Origin of the sequence: Nocardioides thalensis (assembly GCF_013410655.1) — a bacterium.
GTDB lineage: Bacteria > Actinomycetota > Actinomycetes > Propionibacteriales > Nocardioidaceae > Nocardioides > Nocardioides thalensis.
Genome location: NZ_JACCFP010000001.1, coordinates 2,658,617 through 2,678,086, shown reverse-complemented (window position 1 = coordinate 2,678,086; position 19,470 = coordinate 2,658,617). Strand labels below are relative to the sequence as shown.

The following is a 19,470-nucleotide window of genomic DNA, read 5'->3' as shown; positions in this document are numbered from 1 at the left end:
GGCTGGGGCGCCACGCTGCCGGCCCCGCAGTCGAGGTGATCTCGGCTTGCTGCTGTTCGGCGGCAAGACCTTCCTAGTTCGGCCCTTCCAGGCGCAGCGGTGGCGACCACGAAGCCCGCTAGCGCCCCGCCCCCACCGTCGCCTTGTTCTCGTACGGCGCCCGGAGGCCCGCGCGCCGCAGTGACCGCGGCAGCCACTTCGCGCGGCGTCGTACTCGCGGGGTGACGCCGGCCTCCAGCGCAGCGACGCACGTCGCGCCGTCCTCGGCGAGCCCGGCGGGGACGGGCGCACCGGGGCGCGCGTAGCGGGCGCGCTCGACGGCGTCGAGCACCCGCTCCAGCGCGACCACGTCGTCGGCGACGTGCTCGACGAGCGCGGCGCCGACCTCCCGCGGCGAACGATGACTCGGCCACGGCACGTCGAGGTCGATCGCGGTGGCGTGCAGCTCGTCCCACACGTCGTCGGGTCCTCCGGCGAGGCGTCGTCTCCGCGCCCCGGCCCGCAGCGTGCGTGGCGTCATGAGCAGCACGACCAGGAGCACCGCGGCGAGCAGCGCCACGGCGACGATCGTCAGCACCTGGCCGAGGTCCGTGCCGCCGTCGCCGTCGGCACCGTCGCCCTGGGCCTCGTCCTCCGGGGCCGCGGTCGGCTCGGCCTGGGACGGCCGGTCGCTCGGCGGGAGCTCGTCGGACGGGTTGGAGGTCGGGCCGTCGGTCGGCAGGTCGTTCGGCTCGTTGACCGGCACCCGGGTGTAGTCGGGGACGGTGCGGGCGCGGCGCGACGGCGTCGGTTCGAACCGCACCCAGCCGGCGCCCTCGAAGTAGAGCTCCGGCCAGGCGTGCAGGTCCTTCGAGCTGTACTCCCACACGCCGTCGCCGATCGGGCTGGGGGAGAGGAAGCCGATCGCGACCCGGGCCGGGATGCCGAGCGTGCGAGCCATCGCGGCCATCGCCGAGGCGAACTGCTCGCAGTAGCCGATCCGGCCCTCCGGGCCCTCGTTGAGGAACGTCTCGAACGTCCCGCCGCCCACGCCCTCGGGTGCCCTGCGCAGGCTGTAGGTGAACTCGTCGCGGAACCAGTTCTGCAGCATGAGCGCCCGCTCGTAGTCGCTGGTGGCGGTGCCCGTCACCGCCTGCGCGTAGTTGCGGACGTCGGACGGCAGGCCACCGGGGACCTCGAGGAACTCCTCGGCCACCGAGCCCGGTGTGGCGTTGCTGAAGAAGGTGCCGGTCAGGCCGTAGTCGGGCTCGATCGCCGTCATCGAGTAGGAGATGTCGGCCGCCGTGAGCTCGTCGTCCTCGTCGGAGGCGAGGAAGTCCATCGTGTCGGGATCGAACCGCCAGTCGCCCTCCGCGACCACGGACGACGCCGGGTACTGGGTCGGCAGCCACCACGAGTCGAACTCGTCGGTCGTCTCGATCTGGGACTCGTACTCCACCGTCGGCACGGACGCCGAGAGCCCCTCGGGCTCGGGCATCTCGCCGGTCGCGCGGTCCTCGGTGGAGACGTCGCGGTTGCCGCTGGTCCAGATGTCGCCGGTGAAGAGGGCGAGGACGCCGGTGCGCAGGTACTCGGGCTTGGGGTCGTCGGTGGTCACCCGCAGGAGCGGGATGTCCTCGGTGTCCTCGAGGTCGCGGCGGAGGTCGACGCTGGGGTTGTGGATCTCGATGTCGTCGTCGCCGTCACCGGGACCGATACCGAACACGTCGAGGTCGAGCACCGGCACCAGGACGGGTACGACGAGCGCGAGTGCGGTGGCGGCGACGCCGATGCGGCCCGCTCCTGCCTGGACCGCGTCGGCGACCGGGTTGGTCTCGGCCCACGGGGACCCGTCGACCGGACCGAGCGGCCGGCCCCACCGCAGCAGGTGGTCGCGCGCGTCGAGGTGCAGCATGACCAGGAAGCCGATCGCGGTGCCGACGAAGGTGATCCAGCCGCCGCCGCTGCCCGTCAACCCGATCGGCACCGAGTAGATCGCGAGCAGCGCCAGGCCGGCGACCGGCACCCGGCGCAGCGTGCAGGCGACCAGGTCGACCAGGAGCACGAAGAACGCGCCCGAACAGATGAGCAGGGGAGTGACCGGTGGTGCGTCGGGCCCGATCGGCGCCTCGTAGGTGCGCGCCGACTCGGCGGCGATCTCGAGCGATCGCCCGAGCGCGTCGATGGTGCTGCCGGTCGGCAGCGCGGACCCGACGACCTCGATGGAGACGTACGCCGCGACGAGGAGCACCTGCACCAGGACCACCACGACGCGCGGGGTGTCGAGGCGTCGGAGCAGCGCGCCGGGCACGGCGACGAGCAGGCCGCAGACCAGCAGCGGCACCAGGTACTCCGACGGCATCGTGACGAACCCGCGCCACGACGTGAGCGCCGCCCATGCGGTGCCGACCGAGACCAGCGCGGACAGCAGCGCCAGGGGGAGCGCGGGACGGCCGGGCCTCATCGGGCACCGCTCTTCGCGCCGCGCTCCGCGTGACGACCGAGGTCCTGCCACGCCGTGTCGAGGCGATCGCGCGGTCCGACGCCGACGGCGCGCCAACCGAGACCACGCACGGCGGCCTCCGGCGACGGCAGGTCGGCGGACGGCGCCCGGCCGGCCCACTGCTCGACGTCGAGGACGATCGCCATCGTGCTGGAGCTGTCGTGCCGGATCCGGCGCAGCGCAGGGATGTCCGACGGCTCCATGCTCCCGAGCACCGCGAACACGGTGCCGCCGCGGTTCTGGTCGCCGGACCAGCCCGCGTCGAGCAGCGCACGCTGCGTGGGCGCGAGCAGCGCCAGCCGCTCGAGCATGCCCTCGGTGTGGTGCTCCGCACCGCCGTGCTCGCCACCTCCGCCGCCGCCCTCGGCCGTGACCAGGCGGACGGCGTACCCGATCTGCTCGAGGTGGACCACGATCGACGCGGCGACGCTGACCGCCGCCTCGAAGCTGGAGGCGAGCCCGTGGCCGCGGTGCACCCGCAGCCGGTTGTCGAGCAGCACGGTCGCCTTGGCCTCCCACGGCTGCTCCTCGCGCCGCACCATCAGGTCACCGACGCGCGCGGAGCTGCGCCAGTGCACGCGGCGCAGCTCGTCGCCGCGGCGGTACTCGCGCACGCTGACGTCCTCGGCCGAACCGGCCGCGAACGCCTGCGGCCGGTGCTCGCCGGAGCCGCTCCAGCCGCCGCCGAGCGGGATCTGGGGGAGGGGCACGGTGCGGGGCGTGACGACCAGCGTCGTCGTGCCGGGGAAGGTACGGCGCAGCTCGACGAGCCCGAACGGGTCGGCCACCCGCAGTGCCAGCGGCCCGATCTCGAAGCAGCCGCGCACGTCGGAGCGCACCTGATAGCTGACCTCCCGCTCCCACTCCCGCCCCAGGCCCTGCAGCACGAACCGCGAGCGGGTGCCGAGGGCGTACGGCACCAGGTCCTCGACAAGCAGGGCGCCGGTCGAGCGGCGGCCCCGGTTGGAGATGGAGAGGTCGATCCGCGCAGGCTGGCCGGCCGCCACGAGGCGCGGCGTCGCCGTACGGGAGACACCGAGGTCGAACCGACCGCGTCCGATCACGAACGCGGCGACGAGCGGCAGCACCAGCACAAGGACGCCGACCCGGGTCAGCGCCGACTGGCCGAGCAGGATGGCGCACACGATCGCCGTGCCGCCGGCGGCGAGGAAGGCCCGTCCGCGGAGGGTGAGGCCCGCGAGCGCGTCGCGCACCGTGCTGTCCCGCCCCTCAGGCGGAGCGCTCGGGCACCGGCACCCGGGCGGCGACGGCGTCGAGCACCGTGCCGACCTGGCGGCCGGAGACCGCTGCCTCGGCGCTGGGCAGCAGCCGGTGCGCGATCACGGGGTGGACCAGCGCGCGCACGTCGTCGGGCAGCACGTAGTCGCGCTGCTGGATGGCGGCGTAGGCCTTGGCCGCGCGGACCAGGTGGAGCGTCGCGCGCGGGGACGCGCCGAGCAGCAGCTCGGGGGTCTCGCGGGTCGCCGCGGTGAGCGCGACGGCGTAGCGCTGCACCGCCTGGCTGACGTGGACCTGCTGGACGATGCCGCAGAGCTTGCGGATCTCGGCGCCGTCGGTGACCGGCTCCAGGTCGTCGAGCGGGTTGACCCGGTCGCGGGCGTCGAGCATCGCGATCTCCGCGGCCGCCGGCGGGTAGCCGATCGAGACGCGGGCCATGAACCGGTCGCGCTGCGCCTCGGGCAGTGCGTAGGTGCCCTCCATCTCGACCGGGTTCTGGGTCGCGATGACCATGAACGGCGCCTCGAGGTGGTAGGTCACGTTGTCGACGGTGACCTGGTGCTCCTCCATGCACTCCAGGAGCGCGGACTGCGTCTTGGGGGAAGCCCGGTTGATCTCGTCGCCGATCACGATGTTGGCGAAGACGCCGCCGGGGCGGAACTCGAACTCCCGGGTGTTCTGGTTGTAGACCGACACGCCGGTCACGTCGGACGGCAGCAGGTCGGGGGTGAACTGGATCCGTCGCACCGTCGAGTCGATGCTGCGGGCCAGCGCCTTCGACAGCATCGTCTTGCCGACGCCGGGCACGTCCTCGAGGAGCAGGTGACCCTCGGCCAGGAGGGTGACGAGCGTCGCGGTGACGACGTCGCTCTTGCCCTCGATCACCTTCTCGACGTTCGCGCGGATCCGCCCGGCCACCTTGGCGACTGACGCCACGTCGGCGCTCTGGCCGATCTCCTGCGACTCCACGTGCTCTCCCTGTCCCGTCCTGTGAGGGCGCCCACAGTACGACGCCGCTGGTCAAACGATAGGCGCCCCGGGCGAACTGTGTCCGCGCCGTGACCAACTGGGTCCTCCACCGCCCACCACGTTCCGCTCCACCGTCCCCCACCTTTCGCTCCACCCCGCTCCACTTCGCGCGCCGGGCGGGCGAAAACGGGCGCTCACCTGCGCTTTCACCCACAGGGACGGCGCGCCTGCGACGCCGTACCTCCGGCGAGAAGGGCGCGCAACATGCCCGGATGTGGTTGACGGTGGGGGAAAGTGGAGTACTGTGGGGGAAAGTGGAGGAGATCGGAGGCTGCAGATGCTCTTCATGGGCACCTACACCCCGAAGCTCGACGAGAAGGGGCGCCTCTTCCTCCCGGCAAAGTTCAGGGATCGACTGGCGGAGGGCCTCGTGGTGACGCAGGGACAGGAGAACTGCCTCGTCGTCTGGCCCTCTGACGTCTTCGCGCAGGAGGCCGACCGGGCCGCCGCGCGGCCGATGACCAGCCGGGCAGCCCGCAACTACGCACGCATCCTCTTCGCCGGCGGCGACGAGGGCACCCCCGACAAGCAGGGCCGCATCGGCATCCCGGCGCACCTGCGTGAGTACGCCTCCCTCGAGCGCGACGTGGTCGTCATCGGCGTGCGCGACCGGCTCGAGATCTGGAACCCGGCCAAGTGGCGCGAGTTCCAGGAGGCCGCACTGGCCGAGTTCACCGAGCTCGACGAGGACGACGACTAGCCACCAGCAACGACAACTCGACAGGGATCACCGCAGGGCCAGGCCTCTGGCCCGCTCCACGCCTTCCGGGGCACCTTCCCCGGCTCCGGACGGCAACCGCGCTCGCGCGGTCTGGGACACCTTCCCCGGTCCCAGAACGCGGGGGCGGAGCGGGCAGGGACCTGGTCCTGCGGCATCCCGAACCACACAGCACCACCAGGGCAGCACCGAGAACCACGAGCAGGACCAGCAGTGACAGGGCAGCAGGGCAACTTTCGATGGGGGTCGAACCGATGAGCGTGATGCGCGTGAGCGAGGCGGCGACCTCGCCGGCACCGCCGGCACCGCCCCGTGTCCGAGAGCAGGCGCGCGCCGCGTTCGTGGTGATGGCCTTCTCCGCCGGAGTCTCGATCGCGACCACCGCGGCCCTGCTGGTCGCCACCGGACTCGGGCGCTGACGGGCCGACGACCGTGACTTCCCCACGCCACGTCCCCGTCCTCCTCGACCGGGTCGTCGCTCTCCTCACGCCTGCGCTCGACCACGACGGCTCGGTCCTCGTCGACTGCACCCTCGGCCTCGGCGGCCACAGCGAGGCGGTCCTCGAGCGCTGCGGCCTCGCCCGGGTGATCGGCATCGACCGCGACCCCAACGCGCTCGAGCTCAGCCGCGAGCGGCTGGCGCCGTACGGCGACCGGTTCACCGCCGTGCACGCGGTTTATGACGAGATCCCCGACGTGCTCGCCGACCTCGGCCTCGACGAGGTCGACGGCGTGCTGTTCGACCTCGGCGTCTCGTCCATGCAGCTCGACCTGCCCGAGCGGGGCTTCGCGTACGCCGTCGACGCCCCGCTCGACATGAGGATGAACCCGGACGCGGGGCTCACCGCGGCCGACGTGCTCAACACCTACAAGCCGCGCGAGCTCGTGCGGATCCTCAAGGAGTACGGCGAGGAGCGCAACGCGCGCCGCATCGTCGACGCGATCGTCCGCGAGCGAGCGAAGGAGCCGTTCACCAGCTCGGAACGGCTCGTCGCGCTGCTCTACGAGGCGATCCCGGCACCCGCCCGCCGCACCGGCGGCCATCCGGCCAAGCGCACCTTCCAGGCGCTGCGGATGGAGGTCAACGACGAGCTGCGGGTGCTCGAGCGTGCGATCCCGGCGGCGATCGACGCGATCGGCGTCGGCGGCCGGGTGGTGGTCGAGTCCTACCACTCCCTGGAGGACCGGCTCGTCAAGCGGGCGTTCGCAGCGGCGGTCGCGACGGACGTCCCCGACGACCTGCCGTTCGTCCCCGAGGGCCACGAGCCCGCGCTGCGGCTGGTCACGCGAGGTGCCGAGCAGGCGCCCGCGGAGGAGACCGCCACCAACCCCCGGGCCGCCTCGGTGCGGCTGCGAGCGATCGAGCGCATCCGACCCGGCAAGGGAGCCGCCGCATGAGCAGCACCGCACCCCAGCTCCGCCACCGCGTCGCGTCGCGGCTGGACCAGCTCACCGCGCAACGGGCCCGGCTGGCGGTGGTCCCGCGGCCCCGGGCGGTCCGCGCTCCCAAGGTCCCGTTCATCACCCTGGTCAGCGCCATCCTGCTGGCCGGCATCATCGGCCTCCTCCTCTTCAACACGTCCATGCAGCAGGCGTCGTTCCGTGAGACCGCTCTGGAGGCGCAGGCCCGCGACCTCAGCGCGCGGCAGCAGGCGCTCCAGCTGGAGGTGCAGGACCTGTCCGACGACACCCGGATCGCCAGGCTCGCGCAGGCCCTGGGCATGGTCATCCCGACCACCCCGGCCGGCGTGGTCGACCTCGCCACCGGCGAGATCGACGGAGACCCCGAGCCCGCCACCCGCGAGGGCGCGCTGCCGCTCTACCCGCCGGCGCCGGAGCGCCCCGACGCGCTCGACCCCGACCCGGTCGTCGTCGACCCGCGGCAGACCGACCGCTCCGGCGTGCCGGACCGGGATCAGGACCGTGGGGCGCTTAGGTTGAGGGAAGGACGTCGCAGCGCCCGTCGCTGACGCCCACCCGACCCGCCGCCGACACCCAGGATCCCCGCGTTGAGCCGACCGAGCACCCAGGCACGCCGCCCCGCCTCCGCGCGGGCGCCGCGTCGCGGATCGCCGAACGTGCGCCTGCGCGTCGGCTTCCTCGGGATCGCGATCGTGCTCTCGATCTTCGCTGCCCGGCTGGTGCAGCTGCAGGGCATCGACCCGGCGCAGTACGCCGAGATGGCCGCCGCGGAGGGCACCGAGTCGGTGATCATCCCCTCGGAGCGCGGCGAGATCCTCGACCGCAACGGCGAGCCGCTGGCCGAGTCCGTCGACGCGCTGATGATCGTCGCCGACCCCGCGCTGACGTCCGACGACGCGAGCGACCTGGCGCGGATCCTCTCCAACCGGCTCGACATCGACTACATCCGCACCCTCGAGCGGCTCCGCGTCGAGGACAGCCGGTTCCAGTACGTCGCCCGCCAGGTGCCGGCCAGCCTGGCCGCCGACGTCGTCGCCGACACCCGCGAGCAGGGCTACAGCGGGCTGTTCACCGAGCGCGACCCGCTCCGGGTCTACCCGGGCAAGTACACCGCCGCCAACCTGGTCGGCTTCCTCGGCACCCCGCGCCGCGACGGATCGGCCCGCGCGCTCGCCGGCCTCGAGGCGTCGTTCGACGAGTTCCTCGCCGGAGTCGACGGCGAGGCGCGCTACGAGGTGGGTGCCGGCAACACCATCCCGCTCGGCGACAACACCGTGACCCCCGCGGTCGACGGCACCGACCTCCAGACCACCATCGACAGCGACCTGCAGTGGTACACCCAGCGGGTGCTCCAGCAGACCGTCGAGGGCGCCGGCGGCAGCTCCGGCATGGCCGTGATCATGGACCGCCACACGGGAGAGCTCCTCAGCGTCGCCGACTACCCGTCCTACGACGCGTCGCAGCCGCAGGAGTTCGCCGACCAGAAGCACCTCTTCAAGTCGTCCGCGCTCACCGACGTCTACGAGCCCGGCTCGGTCGAGAAGGTGCTGACGCTCGCCTCGCTGATCGACGCGGGCTACGCCACCAACCGCACCAAGATCACGGTGCCGCCGGTGCTCAACCGCCAGGACCGGCCGATCGGCGACTACTGGGAGCACGGCACGCTCCGGCTGACGCTCGCCGGCGTGCTCGCCAAGTCGTCCAACATCGGCACGGTGATCGCCGCCGACCGGTTCAAGCGCGGCGAGTTGCGGCGGTACCTCACCGCCTACGGCCTGGGCCGGCGCACCGGCATCGGCATCGGCGGCGAGACCCGCGGCATCCTGCCCAACGGCGCCGAGTGGACGCCGCAGGTCGACGACCGGATCGCGTTCGGCCAGTCGCTGTCGGTCAACGCGATCCAGATGATCGCCGCGGTCAACACGATCGCCAACGGCGGCGTCCGCGTCGACCCCAGCCTGATCAAGGGCAGCGCGACGCTCGACGACGGCACCCGGGTCGGCACCGACGACGCCACCGAGCGCCAGGTGATCAGCGAGGACGCCGCCCACCAGACGACGCTCATGATGGAGCGTGTGATCGATCCCGAGGCAGGCGTCGCCCCCGGCGCCGCGGTCCCCGGCTACCGCGTCGCCGGCAAGACAGGTACGGCGCAGCGGGTCGGCGAGAGCGGCGTCTACGACTCGACCACGGTCTCCTTCGCCGGGTTCGCGCCCGCCGAGGACCCGCGGTTCACCATCTACGTCGTGGTCCACGACCCCCGCGAGGGCAGTGGCGGTGGCTCGGTCGCCGGCCCGGCGTTCTCCAAGCTGATGAGCTACACGCTGCGGCGCTACGCCGTGCCGCGGTCCGACACCCGTCCGTCCCAGATCCCCGTCGAGTGGTGATGGCAGCGCCCCGCCCGGCTCACCCGGTCGCGGTCGCGCTCGCCCGGGTCGTGGAGCTTGCGGGAGAGGGTGCGACGACGGAGCCGTCCGACGCCGGCCGGGTGCCGATCACCGGGGTGACCCTCGACTCGCGGCGGGTGCAGCCGGGCGACCTCTACGCGGCGCTGCCCGGCTCGCGCGCGCACGGTGCGCAGTTCGTGGAGCAGGCGGCGGCGTCGGGCGCGGTCGCCGTACTGACCGATCCCGCGGGGCTCGAGCGGTCCCGGGCGGCGGGCCTGGCCACCGTCGTCGTCCCCGACCCGCGCCGCGTGCTCGGTGCGGTGTCCGCCGGCGTCTACGGCGAGCCGGCGGGGGCGCTGCGAATGATCGGCGTCACCGGCACCCAAGGAAAGACCACCGTGACCCGGCTGATCGACGGCGCCCTCGGCGCCGCGGGAGTGCGGTCCGCGGTCATCGGCACCGTCGGCACCCGCATCGGCGGCGCCGACGTCAGGACCGCGCTCACCACGCCCGAGGCGCCCGACCTGCACGGGCTCTTCGCCGCCATGAAGGAGCAGGAGGTCGTCGGCTGCGCGATGGAGGTGTCGAGCCACGCGCTCGTGCTGGGCCGGGTCGACGGCGTCGTGTTCGACGTCGCGGTCTTCCTCAATCTCGGTCGCGACCACCTGGACTTCCACGCCGACGTCGAGGACTACTTCGCCGCGAAGGCGTCGCTGTTCACGCCCGAGCGGGCACGGCTCGCGCTGGTCAACGTCGACGACGAGTTCGGCCGCCGGCTCGCGGCCGAGGCCACGATCCCGGTCCGCACGCTGTCGGCCCGCGGCGAGGCCGACTGGACCGCGACCGACGTGGTCGCCGGCCCGACGGGCTCCCGGTTCACCGTGCGCGGTCCCGGCGGCGTGACGGTCGAGACCTCGGTCGGCCTGCCGGGCGACTTCAACGTCGCCAACGGCCTCGCCGCGATCGCGTCCGCCGCCGAGGCCGGCCACGACCTCGAGGCGGTCGCCGCCGGGCTGGCCGTGGCCGGCGGTGTGCCCGGACGCCTCGAGCGCGTCGACGACAGGGGACCGGTGCCGGTCTACGTCGACTACGCCCACAAGCCCGACGCCCTCGAGGCGGTGCTCCGCACGCTGCGGCCGGTCACCACCGGGCGGCTCGTCCTGGTGATCGGTGCCGGGGGCGACCGCGACCGCGGCAAGCGACCGGTGATGGGACGGATCGCGAGCGAGCTCGCCGACGTCGTCGTCGTCACCGACGACAACCCGCGCTCGGAGGACCCGGCCGCGATCCGCGACGAGGTGCTGCGCGGCGCGACCGGCGCTGCCGAGGTCGTCGAGATCGGCGACCGCCGCGCCGCGATCGCGGAGGCGCTCGACCGCGCCCGGCCCGGCGACCTGGTCGTCATCGCCGGGAAGGGCCACGAGACCGGCCAGGAGGTCGGCGGCGTGGTGCACCCGTTCGACGACCGCGAGGTCGCCCGCGAGCTGCTCGGAGGCTCCGCATGATCCCGATGACGCTCGACGAGATCGCCGCCGTGGTGGGGGGTTCGGTCCACGGGCCGGGCGAGACGCTGGTCGGCGGGGCGCCGTACGTCGACAGCCGGAGCCCGGTCGCCGACGGGCTCTTCGTCGCGGTGGTGGGGGAGCGCGTCGACGGGCATGCGTACGCCGCCGGCGCCCACGTGGTGCTCGGCAGCAGGCCGACCGAGGCGCCGACGGTCGTGGTCGACGACCCGGTGGCCGCTCTCGGGCGCCTCGCGCGCCACGTCGTCGACCGGCTGCGCGCGGCGGGCACCACGGTCTACGCGCTGACCGGGTCGCAGGGCAAGACCGGCACCAAGGACTACCTCGCGGGCGTGCTGCGTGTCCTCGCCGGCGACGAGCACGTGGTCGCGACGACCGCCAACAACAACAACGAGCTCGGGGTGCCCCTCACCGCGCTGCGGGCGACCGCCGAGACCCGCCACCTGGTGCTGGAGATGGGCGCCCGCGGGATCGGCCACATCGCCTACCTCTGCACGATCGCGCCGCCCGACGTGGCGGCCGTGATCAACGTGGGCACCGCCCACGTCGGCGAGTTCGGCGGCCGCGAGGCCATCGCGCAGGCGAAGGGCGAGATCGTCGAGGCGCTGGGGCCCGACGGCGTGGCGGTGCTCAACGCCGACGACGACTACACGGCCGCGATGGCACCGCGCACGAAGGCCCGGGTCCTCACGTTCGGCACCGACGGAGACGTGGCGTGGCGCGGGGTCGAGCTCGACGAGCTGGGCAGGCCGTCGTACGAGCTCGGGCACGGCGGTGAGTGGCTCCCCGTCCGACTGCGCCAGACCGGCGCGCACCAGGTGCTCAACGCCGCGGCCGCCGCTGCGATGGCGATCGGCGGCGGCGCCGGCGTCGCCGAGGTCGCGGAGGCGCTGGCGACGCTCGAGGCCGCCTCCCCGTGGCGGATGGAGCTCCGGGAGCGCGCCGACGGGCTGGTCGTCCTCAACGACGCCTACAACGCCAACCCCGAGTCGATGCGGGCGGCGCTCGACGCGCTGGTCGCGATCGGCGAGCGCAGCGGCCGCCGTACCTTCGCCGTGCTGGGCGAGATGAAGGAGCTCGGTCCCGAGCACGACGAGGGCCACCGATCGGTCGGCGCCCACGCGGCCCGGGCGGGCGTCGACGTCGTGATCGTCGTCGGCGACGCGGCGGCGGGGATCGCCGAGGGCGCCGCGTCCGTCACAGCAGACGTGAGCTCCGCACCGCTCGTCGTCCGCACCGTGGGGCGCGACGAGGCCGCCGCCTGGGTGCGGCAGAATGCCGGGGCCGGGGACGTGGTCCTCGTCAAGGCGTCGCGCGGCGCCGCGCTCGAGTGGGTGGCGGCGCGGCTCCTCGGGTCTGATCTCGACGTGAAGGGTGGAACTCCGTAGTGCTGGCGATCCTCTTCGGTGGTGGCATCGCGCTGATGGTGTCCCTGCTGGGCACCCGGGTGGCGATCCGGCTCTTCACCCGGTGGGGCTACGGCCAGGAGATCCGCGAGGACGGCCCGATGACGCACCACACGAAGAGGGGCACGCCCACGATGGGCGGCGTGGTCATCGTGGTCGCCGCGACCATCGGCTACTTCGCGGGCAAGCTGCTGACGCTCGACGCCCCCTCGGCGTCCGGGCTGCTGCTGCTCTTCCTGTTCGTGGGGATGGGACTCGTCGGGTTCCTCGACGACTTCATCAAGATCCGCAACCAGCGCAACCTCGGTCTGCGCAGCAAGGCGAAGATGATCGGGCAGACCGTCATCGCCCTGGCGTTCGGCGCGCTGGCACTCTCGCCGTGGCTCGAGGACGAGAACGGCCGCACCCCGGCGTCGGACAAGATCTCCTTCCTCCGCGACGTCGACTGGCTCGACCTGTGGTGGCCGCTCGCTCTCTTGCTGATCTGGCTCATCGCGACCGGCTTCAGCAACGCGGTCAACCTCACCGACGGCCTCGACGGCCTCGCGGCCGGCTCGAGCGTGATGGTCTTCGGCTCCTACACGCTCATCAACATCTGGCAGAACAACCAGTTCTGCCAGGAGGCCCCGAGCGCGACCTGCTACGACGTACGTGACCCGCTCGACCTCGCCGTCATCGCGGCCGCGATCACCGGGTCCTGCTTCGGCTTCCTGTGGTGGAACGCCTCGCCCGCCAAGATCTTCATGGGCGACACCGGCTCCCTCGCTCTCGGCGGCGCGCTCGCCGGTTTCGCGATCCTCACCCGCACCGAGCTGCTGCTGGTCATCCTCGGCGGCCTGTTCGTCCTCGAGACGGTCTCGGTGATGTTGCAGGTCACCTGGTTCAAGACGACCCGCAAGCTCACCGGGACGGGCAAGCGGATCTTCCGGATCACACCGATCCACCACCACTTCGAGATGCTCGGCTGGGAGCAGGTCACCGTGGTCATCCGGTTCTGGATCATCACCGGCCTCTTCGTCGCCACCGGCCTGGGCGTCTTCTACGCCGAGTGGGTGTCCCGCCTGTGACGAAGCCCGACGTCACGGGGCTCGGTCGGAAGGACTCCTGGGAGGGCGTGAAGGCCGTCGTCGGCGGCTTCGGCGCCAGCGGGGCGGCCGCTGTCGACAACCTGCTCCACCTCGGCGCCGACGTCGTCGCGCTCGCCGAGAACGCGAAGCCCGACATCCTCGAGCGCGCCGAGCTGCTCGAGGTGCTCGGCGCCCGGATCGAGATCCACACCGGGGCCACCGACACGCTGCCCGACGACGCCGACGTGCTGATCGTCTCCCCGGGCTTCCGGCCCGGGTCGCCGCTCGTCGCCCAGGCGGAGGAGCGCGGCGTGCCGGTCTGGGGCGAGCCCGAGCTCGCCTGGCGGCTCCGTGACCCCGACAACCCGGCACCCTGGCTGTGCGTCACCGGCACCAACGGCAAGACCACGACGGTGCAGATGCTCGAGTCGATGCTGCGCGCCGCGGGCCTGCGGGCCGTCGCTGCCGGCAACGTGGGGCTCCCGCTGACCGAGGTCGTCATGGACCCCGAGCCCTACGACGTGGTCGCGGTCGAGCTGTCGAGCTTCCAGCTGCACTACACCCACTCTGTCGCCGCCGAGTCGGCCGCCGTGCTCAACGTCGCCGAGGACCACGTCGACTGGCACGGCTCGATGGACGCCTACGCCGCCGACAAGGGGCGCATCTACGAGCGGGTCCGCCGGGCGTGCGTCTACAACGTCGCCGACCCGGTCACCGAGGCGCTGGTGCGCGAGGCCGACGTCGAGGAGGGCGCCCGCGCGATCGGGTTCACCCTCGGCACGCCGTCCGTCGGCATGCTGGGCCTGGTCGACGACGTGCTCGCGGACCGGGCGTTCATCGACGACCGGCAGCACAGCGCCGCCGAGCTCGGCACCCTCGCCGACCTCGCCTCGACGGCGCCGCACTTCATCGCCAACGCGCTGGCCGCGGCGGCGCTGGCGCGCGCACACGGGATCTCCGCGGCCGCCGTACGCGACGGGCTGCGGTCGTTCGTGCCCGGTGGGCACCGGATCGCGCTCGTCGGCGAGCGCGACGGCATCGCGTGGGTCGACGACTCCAAGGCGACGAACCCGCACGCCGCCCAGTCCTCGCTCGGCGCCTACGACTCGGTGGTCTGGGTCGCCGGCGGCCTGGCCAAGGGCGCCCGGTTCGACGACCTCGTGCAGGCCGTGCGGCAGCGGCTGCGGGCCGCCGTGCTGATCGGTCAGGACCGTCAGCTCATCGCCGACGCGCTAGCGCGACACGCACCGGATGTGCCGGTGATCGAGGTGACGTCCGGCGAGACTGGACCCGTAGACGGGGCTGACCTGATGGCACGCGTCGTCGCCGCGGCTCGAGCCTCCGCGCAGGCGGGGGACACCGTGCTGCTGGCGCCGGGCTGCGCGTCGATGGACCAGTTCACCGACTACGCCGCCCGGGGCGACGCGTTCGCCGCGGCCGTGCGGGCGGCGATCGAGGACTAGCACCATCCGAGCACCGAGGGGGACGCCATCACCACCGCGAACCCCGAGGGCACGCGCGGCGCCCGCTTCCGCCCGCTCGTGTCGCGGTCCGCGACCCGCACCTGGGTCGGCACCCTCCGCGAGGCGCTCGACCGGCCGCTGACGACCTACTACCTCCTCGTCGGCGCCACCGTGCTGCTGCTGACGATCGGGTTGATCATGGTGCTCAGCGCGTCGAGCGTCCACGGCTACGACAACTACGGCTCCAGCTTCTACTGGGTCAAGCGCCAGCTGATCTGGGTGCTGCTCGGCATCCCGGTCGCGATCCTCGCCTCGCGCGTGTCGACGAAGTGGGTGCGCGGGCTGGCCTATCCCGGCTTCGTCGTCGCGCTCGGTCTCCTCGTCGCGACCGCGGCCGTCGGCGTCACCATCAACGGCAACCGCAACTGGCTCGCGCTCGGCCCGATCCAGATCCAGGCGTCCGAGATCGCGAAGCTCGCGATCGTCATCTGGGCCGCGCACATCTACGCCAACAAGGAGCGCCGCCTCGGCAGCCTCCACCAGCTGCTGATCCCGGTGGTGCCGGGCATGGTGCTCGCGACGACCCTCGTGGTGATCGGGCGCGACCTCGGCACCGCGCTCGTCTTCTTCGCCCTGCTGGTCGGGATGCTGTGGGTGGTCGGTGCCCCGGTTCGACTGTTCGTGCTGTTCATGAGCGCGCTCAGCGTCGTCGCACTCGCTCTCGCGGCGACCGACACCGAGCGGCTCGAGCGCATCACGACGTTCGTCGACCCGTTCAAGGACTTCCACGGCACCGGCTGGCAGCCGGCCCACGGCCTCTACGCGATCGCCTCCGGCGGCATCTTCGGCGAGGGCCTCGGTGCCAGCCAGCAGAAGTGGGGCCAGCTCCCGGAGGCCCACACCGACTTCATCTTCGCGGTGCTGGGCGAGGAGCTCGGCCTCGCCGGCACCCTGCTCGTCGTCGGGCTGTTCCTGGTCATCGCGTACGCCGGTCTGCGCGTCGCGCGCGAGACCAAGGACCCGTTCGTCCGCTACGCGACGTTCGGCGTGATCATCTGGCTGCTCGGCCAGATGATCATCAACGTCGGCATGGTGCTCGCGCTCCTGCCCGTCATCGGCATCCCCCTCCCGCTCGTGTCGTACGGCGGATCCGGCCTTCTGCCCACGCTGGCCGCGCTCGGGCTGGTCATCGGCTTCGCCCGGCGCGAGCCGGCGGCCGCCCGCGCGCTGGCGCAGCGGCGCCGTACCCGCAGTCGGGGCGTGGCCGCCCGTCGGTAACGTCCTGTTGTCGAGAGTGCGGACAGGTCGGGCGGTAGAGGGAGTGGCGGCAGTATGAAGGTCTTGTTGGCAGGCGGCGGTACGGCGGGGCACACGTCCCCGCTCCTGGCCACGGCCGACGCGCTCGGCCGCCTCGAGCCGGGCGTCGAGGTCACCTGCCTCGGCACGCCGCGCGGCCTCGAGAACACGGTCGTCCCGGCCGCGGGCTACCCGCTCGAGCTGATCCCGCCGGTCCCGCTGCCGCGCAAGCCCGGCAAGGACCTCGCCCTGGTGCCGTCCCGGCTGCGCGGCTCGGTGAAGGCCGCGCTCGAGGTGCTCGACCGGATCAGGCCCGACGTCGTCGCGGGCTACGGCGGCTACGTCTCGGTGCCGGTCTACCTCGCCGCGCGCCGCCGCAAGCTGCCCCTCGTCGTCCACGAGCAGAACGCGCTGCCCGGCATCGCCAACAAGGTCGGCGCCCGCTTCGCCTCGAAGGTCGCCGTCAGCTTCCCGGGCACGCCGCTGCGCAACGCCGAGTACGTCGGCCTGCCGCTGCGGCGGATGATCTCCCAGCTCGACCGGCCAGCGCTCCGGGCGGAGGCTCGTGGGTTCTTCGGGCTCGACGCCGACCTGCCGACGCTCGTCGTCACCGGCGGCTCGCAGGGCGCGTGGCGGCTCAACCGAGCCGTCGCGGGCGCCGCGGCCGCGCTCGGCGCGGCCGGCGTGCAGGTGCTCCACGTCGTCGGCCCGCGTGGCAAGGAGGACCCGCAGTGGGTCGAGCCGGTCGAGACCGGCGTGCCCTACGTCGTCGCGCCGTACGTCGACCGCATGGACTACGCCCTCGCTGCCGCGGACGTGATGGTCTGCCGCGCCGGCGCCAACAGCGTCGTCGAGGCCGCGTCGACCGGCGTGCCCGCCGTCTTCGTGCCGCTGCCGATCGGCAACGGCGAGCAGGCGCTCAACGCCCGGCCCGTGGTCGAGGCCGGGGGAGCGCTGATGGTCGACGACGCGTCCTTCACCGCCGACTACGTCGCCTCGACCGTCACCGAGCTCGCCGGTGACCCCGACCGGCTGGCCCGGATGGGGGCCGCCGCGGCCCACCTGGTGCCGAGCGACGCCGACGAGCAGCTCGCGCGGATCATCCTCGACCAGGGACGCCGCCGATGAGGCTGCCCGTCCCCGACGTGGTGCCCGCGGCCGAGGAGCTGGGCCGGGTCCACTTCGTCGGCATCGGCGGCGCCGGCCTGTCCGGCATCGCCCGGATCATGGCCCGCCGCGGCGTGCCCGTCACCGGCAGCGACGACAACGACACCCCGTTCCTCGCGCCGCTGCGCGAGCTCGACGTCCCTGTCTCGATCGGCTACGACGCCGCCCACGTCGGCGACGCCGACACCCTGGTCGTCACCACGGCGGCGCGCGACGACAACCCGGAGGTCGTCGCCGCGCGCGCGGCGGGCAAGACCCTGCTGCCGCGCTCGGCCGGGCTGAAGTCGGTGATGGCCGGGCAGCGGGTGCTCGCCGTCGCCGGCACGCACGGCAAGACCACGACCACGTCGCTGCTCGCGGTCGCCCTGATCGAGGCCGGCGCCGACCCGTCGTACGCCGTCGGCGGCGTGCTCACCGCCACCGGCCGCAACGCCGACCTGGGCGCGGGGGAGCACTTCGTCGCCGAGGCCGACGAGAGCGACGGTGCCTTCCTCGTCTACGACACCCACGCGGCGATCGTGCTCAACGTCGAGGCCGACCACCTCGACATCTGGGGCACCGAAGAGGCCTACGCGCTCGCGTTCGACGAGTTCGTCGACGGCATCGACCTCGACGGGTTCCTCGTCTGCGTCGTCGACGACCCGGGCGCCGCACGCATCGCCGCCCGGCAGCGCGAGGCCGGCCGCCGGGTGGTGACGGTCGCCGTCGACGCAGGCACGGCCGACCTCCAGGCGCGCGACCTGCGCAAGGTGGGCAACGGCACCACGTTCACCGTCGTTCGTGGCACCGAGACGCTCGGTGAGGTCGCGCTCCGGATCCCGGGCCGCCACTACGTCGCCGATGCGCTCGCCGCGCTCGCCATGGGACTCGAGCTCGGTCACGAATTCGCCGCACTGGCGCGGGGTCTGGGCTCCTTCGTCGGCACCGGCCGCCGGATGGAGGCCAAGGGCGAGGCCGGGGGAGTGCGCGTCTACGACTCCTACGCCCACCACCCGAGCGAGATCCGCGGCGACATCGAGGCCGGCCGGTCGCTCGCCGGCGCCGGTCGGCTCATCGTCGCGTTCCAGCCGCACCTGGTCTCGCGCACCCGGATCTTCGCCGCCGAGATGGGCGAGGCGCTCGGCGCCGCCGACGAGGTCGTCGTGCTCGACGTCTACGTCGCCCGCGAGGAGCCCGACCCCGACGTCACCGGCGCGCTGGTCGCGGACGCCGTACCTCTGCCTGCGGAGCGGGTGCGGTATGTCGCAGACCGCACCGCTGTCGTCGAGGCTCTCGTGTCCGTCGCCCGGCCGGGTGACGTGGTCCTGACGCTGGGCGCGGGCGACATCACCGCACTGGCGCCGCAGGTCGTCGCCGCCCTCGAGGCGCGCGGATGAGTCGCCGTACCCCGCAGGACCGCACCCGCAAGCGGTTCGCGCGCCGGCAGTGGGCGCGCCGGTGGCTCACGTGGCGCTACCTCCTCGCCGCGTTCCTGCTGGTGGGCGGCATCGGCTTCGCCGTCTACGGCATCTTCTTCTCGCCCTGGCTGCGGGTCGAGGGCGCCGAGGTCACCGGCACCTCCCAGCTCACCGACGAGGACGTGCTCGAGGCGGCCGAGGTGCCCGACGGCGTCCCGCTCGCGCGGGTCGACCTCGACGAGATCGCCGAGCGCGTCGACGACCTCGACACCGTCAGGTCCGTCGACGTCTCCCGCCAGTGGCCGCACGAGATCCGCATCGAGGTCACCGAGCGCACCCCGGTCGCCGTCGTCGCCACCCCGGACGGCTTGACCCAGCTCGACGCCGAGGGCTTCCGCTTCGGCCACCTCGACGAGGCACCCGCGGACCTCCCGCGCGTCGAGGTCGGCTCGGGCGCCGAGTCCGACGCCCTCGAGGAGGCCGCCCTCGTGGTCTCCTCGCTCACCGACGAGGTCGCAGTCCTCGTCGACCACGTCGAGGTCGAGACCGTCGACGAGATCCTCCTCGAGCTCCGCGACGGCCGCCGCGTCCGGTGGGGGAGCGCGGAGCAGTCGGAGGAGAAGGCCGAGGTGCTCCTCACGTTGCTCCAGCACAAGGCGGAGATCTACGACGTCAGCGTCCCGGGGATGCCGACGACCCGCTGACGCTGGCCGCTTCACGCCGCGCCGCTCAGGTCCGGCGGTGCGGTTCGACGGGGTGACGTCCCGGCGATTTCGCGACGACGCGCCGGCGCCCCGCGCCGAGCGGCGCCCAACCGAAGTGCGCCGTCGCGCGGCGGAGCGAGCAAGCCGGGACGGCACGCCGGCGAACCGGA

At 73.2% G+C, this 19,470-nt stretch carries 16 protein-coding genes; 13 read left to right on the top strand and 3 right to left on the bottom strand.

Annotation, left to right across the window (positions count from 1 at the left end; genetic code table 11):
- Nucleotides 1-118: 118 nt before the first annotated feature.
- From HNR19_RS13045 to HNR19_RS13035, 3 genes are read right to left on the bottom strand one after another with little or no spacing between them, the layout of a single operon-like run.
- Nucleotides 119-2,443, bottom strand: a complete 2,325-nt coding sequence (locus tag HNR19_RS13045; protein WP_179668320.1) for a transglutaminaseTgpA domain-containing protein — start codon at nt 2,441-2,443, stop codon at nt 119-121.
- Nucleotides 2,440-3,696, bottom strand: a complete 1,257-nt coding sequence (locus HNR19_RS23560) for a DUF58 domain-containing protein (protein WP_179668319.1) — start codon at nt 3,694-3,696, stop codon at nt 2,440-2,442. Before HNR19_RS23560 ends, HNR19_RS13045 begins: the two co-directional genes overlap by 4 nt.
- Before the next feature lie 16 nt (nt 3,697-3,712).
- Nucleotides 3,713-4,690: an AAA family ATPase gene (locus tag HNR19_RS13035; protein WP_179668318.1), complete on the bottom strand. Its 978-nt coding sequence runs from the start codon at nt 4,688-4,690 to the stop codon at nt 3,713-3,715.
- Between the two features lie 346 nt (nt 4,691-5,036).
- On the opposite strand from HNR19_RS13035, the gene mraZ reads away from it, so the two are divergent.
- The 13 genes from mraZ (at nt 5,037) to HNR19_RS12970 (ending at nt 19,300) form a co-directional block, all read left to right on the top strand.
- Nucleotides 5,037-5,450 (top strand): division/cell wall cluster transcriptional repressor MraZ, encoded by a 414-nt coding sequence (gene mraZ, locus HNR19_RS13030; RefSeq protein WP_246303510.1) that lies wholly within the window; start codon nt 5,037-5,039, stop codon nt 5,448-5,450.
- Between the two features lie 272 nt (nt 5,451-5,722).
- Entirely contained in the window at nt 5,723-5,887 is a 165-nt protein-coding gene (locus HNR19_RS13025; protein ID WP_179668316.1) for a hypothetical protein, read from the top strand.
- A 13-nt stretch (nt 5,888-5,900) separates the two neighbouring features.
- On the top strand, nt 5,901-6,866 hold the full coding sequence (gene rsmH / locus HNR19_RS13020; protein ID WP_179668315.1) for a 16S rRNA (cytosine(1402)-N(4))-methyltransferase RsmH: 966 nt from the start codon (nt 5,901-5,903) through the stop codon (nt 6,864-6,866).
- The gene (gene ftsL / locus HNR19_RS13015) at nt 6,863-7,438 is read left to right on the top strand and encodes a cell division protein FtsL (RefSeq protein ID WP_179668314.1); all 576 of its coding nucleotides are present in this window, start codon (nt 6,863-6,865) and stop codon (nt 7,436-7,438) included. The genes rsmH and ftsL overlap by 4 nt, the downstream gene beginning before the upstream one ends.
- A gap of 39 nt (nt 7,439-7,477) precedes the next feature.
- Entirely contained in the window at nt 7,478-9,277 is a 1,800-nt protein-coding gene (locus tag HNR19_RS13010) for a peptidoglycan D,D-transpeptidase FtsI family protein (RefSeq protein WP_246303509.1), read from the top strand.
- A complete protein-coding gene (locus tag HNR19_RS13005; protein ID WP_179668313.1) occupies nt 9,277-10,782 on the top strand; it encodes a UDP-N-acetylmuramoyl-L-alanyl-D-glutamate--2,6-diaminopimelate ligase in 1,506 nt (501 codons plus the stop codon). Before HNR19_RS13010 ends, HNR19_RS13005 begins: the two co-directional genes overlap by 1 nt.
- On the top strand, nt 10,779-12,188 hold the full coding sequence (locus HNR19_RS13000; RefSeq protein ID WP_179668312.1) for a UDP-N-acetylmuramoyl-tripeptide--D-alanyl-D-alanine ligase: 1,410 nt from the start codon (nt 10,779-10,781) through the stop codon (nt 12,186-12,188). Before HNR19_RS13005 ends, HNR19_RS13000 begins: the two co-directional genes overlap by 4 nt.
- The gene (gene mraY, locus HNR19_RS12995) at nt 12,188-13,273 is read left to right on the top strand and encodes a phospho-N-acetylmuramoyl-pentapeptide-transferase (protein ID WP_179668311.1); all 1,086 of its coding nucleotides are present in this window, start codon (nt 12,188-12,190) and stop codon (nt 13,271-13,273) included. The genes HNR19_RS13000 and mraY overlap by 1 nt, the downstream gene beginning before the upstream one ends.
- Nucleotides 13,270-14,736, top strand: a complete 1,467-nt coding sequence (murD, locus tag HNR19_RS12990; RefSeq protein ID WP_179668310.1) for a UDP-N-acetylmuramoyl-L-alanine--D-glutamate ligase — start codon at nt 13,270-13,272, stop codon at nt 14,734-14,736. The genes mraY and murD overlap by 4 nt, the downstream gene beginning before the upstream one ends.
- Before the next feature lie 78 nt (nt 14,737-14,814).
- Nucleotides 14,815-16,014 carry a putative lipid II flippase FtsW gene (gene ftsW, locus HNR19_RS12985; RefSeq protein WP_343047177.1) on the top strand — a complete coding sequence of 400 codons (1,200 nt, stop codon included), beginning with the start codon at nt 14,815-14,817 and terminating at the stop codon, nt 16,012-16,014.
- Between the two features lie 54 nt (nt 16,015-16,068).
- On the top strand, nt 16,069-17,160 hold the full coding sequence (murG, locus tag HNR19_RS12980; protein ID WP_179668309.1) for an undecaprenyldiphospho-muramoylpentapeptide beta-N-acetylglucosaminyltransferase: 1,092 nt from the start codon (nt 16,069-16,071) through the stop codon (nt 17,158-17,160).
- Entirely contained in the window at nt 17,157-18,575 is a 1,419-nt protein-coding gene (gene murC, locus HNR19_RS12975; protein WP_179668308.1) for a UDP-N-acetylmuramate--L-alanine ligase, read from the top strand. Before murG ends, murC begins: the two co-directional genes overlap by 4 nt.
- A complete protein-coding gene (locus tag HNR19_RS12970; protein ID WP_179668307.1) occupies nt 18,572-19,300 on the top strand; it encodes a cell division protein FtsQ/DivIB in 729 nt (242 codons plus the stop codon). Before murC ends, HNR19_RS12970 begins: the two co-directional genes overlap by 4 nt.
- The last annotated feature ends 170 nt before the right edge of the window (nt 19,301-19,470 follow it).

Coding starts and splice junctions, on each gene's coding strand:
- HNR19_RS13045 (WP_179668320.1), bottom strand. CDS start 2,443: ATGAGGCCCGGCCGTCCCGCGCTCCCCCTGGCGCTGCTGTCCGCGCTG.
- mraZ (WP_246303510.1), top strand. CDS start 5,037: ATGGGCACCTACACCCCGAAGCTCGACGAGAAGGGGCGCCTCTTCCTC.
- HNR19_RS13025 (WP_179668316.1), top strand. CDS start 5,723: ATGAGCGTGATGCGCGTGAGCGAGGCGGCGACCTCGCCGGCACCGCCG.
- ftsL (WP_179668314.1), top strand. CDS start 6,863: ATGAGCAGCACCGCACCCCAGCTCCGCCACCGCGTCGCGTCGCGGCTG.
- HNR19_RS13005 (WP_179668313.1), top strand. CDS start 9,277: ATGGCAGCGCCCCGCCCGGCTCACCCGGTCGCGGTCGCGCTCGCCCGG.
- HNR19_RS13000 (WP_179668312.1), top strand. CDS start 10,779: ATGATCCCGATGACGCTCGACGAGATCGCCGCCGTGGTGGGGGGTTCG.
- murG (WP_179668309.1), top strand. CDS start 16,069: ATGAAGGTCTTGTTGGCAGGCGGCGGTACGGCGGGGCACACGTCCCCG.
- murC (WP_179668308.1), top strand. CDS start 17,157: ATGAGGCTGCCCGTCCCCGACGTGGTGCCCGCGGCCGAGGAGCTGGGC.
- HNR19_RS12970 (WP_179668307.1), top strand. CDS start 18,572: ATGAGTCGCCGTACCCCGCAGGACCGCACCCGCAAGCGGTTCGCGCGC.